This is a genomic window from Cellulosilyticum ruminicola JCM 14822, assembly GCF_001311925.1.
Lineage (GTDB): Bacteria > Bacillota > Clostridia > Lachnospirales > Cellulosilyticaceae > Cellulosilyticum > Cellulosilyticum ruminicola.
In genome coordinates, this window is sequence record NZ_BBCG01000132.1 from 1 (window position 1) to 2,939 (window position 2,939).

Below are 2,939 nucleotides of genomic sequence, written 5' to 3' on the forward strand. Positions count from 1 at the left end.
TATCATATTTTGAACATACCTCCTTTAAAAGGATTGAATGTCCTAATAGCCATTCTAACTTAGTTGTAACACCTTTATCACATGTTCTATAGATTGTTTCGTTTTTATGTTCTTCTTCTAAATAGTACTTTAGCTCTTCTGGCACAAGCTTTGGATCAATCTTATTGAATGCTTTTATGAGCTTTAGATTAACAGTATAGACTAATTCAATACGAGACAGTTTCTTACAGGGATACAGGCTGTTTCTCATAACTTGTTGTGCCTAAAGCGAACTGAAATCTCATATCGAAATTTAAAGCGCCAATAAGGTCTTCATCTGATACACTAAAGTTCTCTTTAAGAATATGAAGACCTACTAATACATTAACTGTTAAATCTTGAAGATTAAGTTGTTGAACTGTATTTTTACGAAACATAAAAATTTCCCCCTTGTTTTTTTCTTAATTATACCATAATGATGTAAAGTAGTTTTAAAAACTAGCCTTTTTGTGGGCTAATCAAAATATGTTTTACAGACTCAATTTGATAAAGTTGCTAAGCTGATGTCTGGTAAGATTTCTGACATTTGCTCAGTTGTATATTTTCATGTCAATGGAAATATAAGTTAGTAACTAAACAACAATGACCTTAAATATAAGTAAAATTTTTGTATTTTAAAGCAAAAAGTAAAGCAGTTCCTTTATATTGGAACTGCTTTACTTTTAATCAATTGAAAATTTTTCAATTATGCCTTTTAGGCTTTCTGCCATTATCTCATTTTCTTTAGATTGTCCGTATATTTTTGAGCTTGATCTATAGCTGCTTGATGATTGGGATTTAACAATATATCGATCACTAATGTCTAACTTGTCTCTAATGTAAATGATTTAAGACTTGCATTACCTTTTCCCCTATAAGTTAAATAAATCGAATAAACACCATCTGAAATACTAAATGGCGCTGTATAAGTTTCCCAAACATTTGAAAACTCTACTGGAATAGTAGCTAAAACTGGCCCATCCAACTGGGTACGCACTTCAAAACAGCCATTTGCATAGCCTCTTACAGTCACACTAATCTGCTTCATATTATGGCATTTAAAATACTTAAATCCTGCTGTAGCCGTATCTTCTATATTACCAATATAACCGATTTCTTCATCCCCATCTCGTCCATCCTGCATTACTTTAGGACATTTGGGCTCTCCAATATACATAGCAGGTTTGTCTGTAAATAAATGGCATGCTATATAAGCTGGATATTCTCCTTCTCCTTTTAATGGCCCATTGTTTAAACCACAAGAGGTAATCTCTACTTGTGAAATACTGCCATCCACCTGAAATGTTATCTTCTCAGCACATCCTTGCCTACTATACCATGTCCCATTTGTATGACGATGATAGAAGATATACCATTCATTCTTTATTTGAACCATACCCCCATGATTATTAGCCCCATAAGCAACTGGCCTATCTGCTTCTTTATAAGTATCAATATGTAAGTCACAATTACTTACAATCACACCGCCATATTTAAAATCCTTTGTTGGATGTTTGCTTGTGGCATAACAAAGCTCATGCATCACTTCTGATGAATATACAAAATAATACATATTACCTATCTTACGAATAGATGGTGCTTCAAAAAAAGCATGCCCTTCGAAATCTGTTCCTTCACTATATTCACATCCCGGTGCAATAAATACTGGTTCTTCTATAATCGTTAACATATCTTTATCTAAAACTGTTGCCATCGCACCTGTTCTAGATTTATCTCCCCTACCACAAAAGCCTGTATAAAGATATATTTTATCTTCTTCTGTTAAGACCGCAGGATCAAATTGAGGTTCATCTCCCTCTTTTTCCCCTAAACGAGTTCCATCTTTATAATGTACATAACCATAAAATTCATATTTTCCAGCTGGCGTATCACTTACTGCAACAGATACAATGGATACTTTATCTAATACATAATATAAGTAATAGCGTCCATCAGGTCCCTTCGTAACATCAGGTGCATATAAGCACATCTTTCCTTCATGATTGAGTGGATCTGCTGTTTTAGGATAAATAACGCCTTCATAACGCCAATTCCCCAAATCATCTACAGGTGCTGACCAACATACATAATCTCCCATACAAAAAACATACCCATTATAAAAATCATGAGAGCCATATACATAGACTCTATTTTCAAAAACATATGGCTCACCGTCTGGTATGTATTCCCATGATGGTAAATAAGGGTTAAATGCTTGTTTCTTATCTGTACTTTTCATAAGCCTACTCCTTTTAATAAGTAAATGATTCAAACTAGTTATTATTTAATTCACCTTAAAATATTTTACCATATAATTAATATAGACCCTATAAAATTTATCAAAATCAATTCTACTTCACAGTTATTCCAATCATTACTGTTTCACCATCATAATTATTCATTGTGGCATGTGGTATTCTACCATCTACAACATAGCTATCATTTTTCTTAAGAATAATTTCTTCTTCACCTAAATTAATTTTGCTTCACCTTCTACAACAATAAATACATGTCCATGTTTATGGGTATGTGGTGGTACTGGTCCTCCACCATCTACATCAATATAAGCAATAGCCCCGTCTACAACATGACCTATCTCCCCAAACAATTTCTTTGCCTTAAATTTTACATGATTAGGTATTTCTTTAAACTCACTCATTTTAACCCTTCTTTCTATTTTTTATATTTATTATTTTACACCCGTACCCTTCAATAAGTCACTATTTTACTAAACTTATTTAAATCTTTCGATACATATTTTAATACAAAATAATTTAAATATATTGTAACTGTTCAGTCGTTGGCTGAATAAATATATTTTTTTGCTGTAGATAAACGAGTTTTTTAGCATGATTTTTTATGTTAGAGTTCCACATTTAAATTTAGTTATCAACTAGCTTTTTGCCTTCCTAAAACGAATT

At 32.3% G+C, this 2,939-nt stretch carries 4 protein-coding genes; all 4 read right to left on the minus strand.

The genetic code is table 11. The features are described 5' to 3' along the window. A partial coding sequence (locus tag JCM14822_RS21090; RefSeq protein WP_172674869.1) for a hypothetical protein occupies nt 1–250 on the minus strand: 250 nt, incomplete at its 3' end. Beyond that, on the minus strand, nt 225–416 hold the full coding sequence (locus JCM14822_RS18275; RefSeq protein WP_054744056.1) for a transposase: 192 nt from the start codon (nt 414–416) through the stop codon (nt 225–227). The genes JCM14822_RS21090 and JCM14822_RS18275, both read right to left, overlap by 26 nt. Nucleotides 417–841: 425 nt before the next feature. Next, nucleotides 842–2,257: a family 43 glycosylhydrolase gene (locus JCM14822_RS18280; RefSeq protein ID WP_054744058.1), complete on the minus strand. Its 1,416-nt coding sequence runs from the start codon at nt 2,255–2,257 to the stop codon at nt 842–844. Nucleotides 2,258–2,488: 231 nt separating this feature from the next. Then, nucleotides 2,489–2,677 carry a hypothetical protein gene (locus JCM14822_RS21325; protein ID WP_207643281.1) on the minus strand — a complete coding sequence of 63 codons (189 nt, stop codon included), beginning with the start codon at nt 2,675–2,677 and terminating at the stop codon, nt 2,489–2,491. Between the last annotated feature and the right edge of the window lie 262 nt (nt 2,678–2,939).

Excerpts from the sequence above, each read along its gene's own strand:
- JCM14822_RS21325 (WP_207643281.1), bottom strand. The coding sequence starts at position 2,677 with ATGAGTGAGTTTAAAGAAATACCTAATCATGTAAAATTTAAGGCAAAG.
- JCM14822_RS18275 (WP_054744056.1), bottom strand. The coding sequence starts at position 416 with ATGTTTCGTAAAAATACAGTTCAACAACTTAATCTTCAAGATTTAACA.
- JCM14822_RS18280 (WP_054744058.1), bottom strand. The coding sequence starts at position 2,257 with ATGAAAAGTACAGATAAGAAACAAGCATTTAACCCTTATTTACCATCA.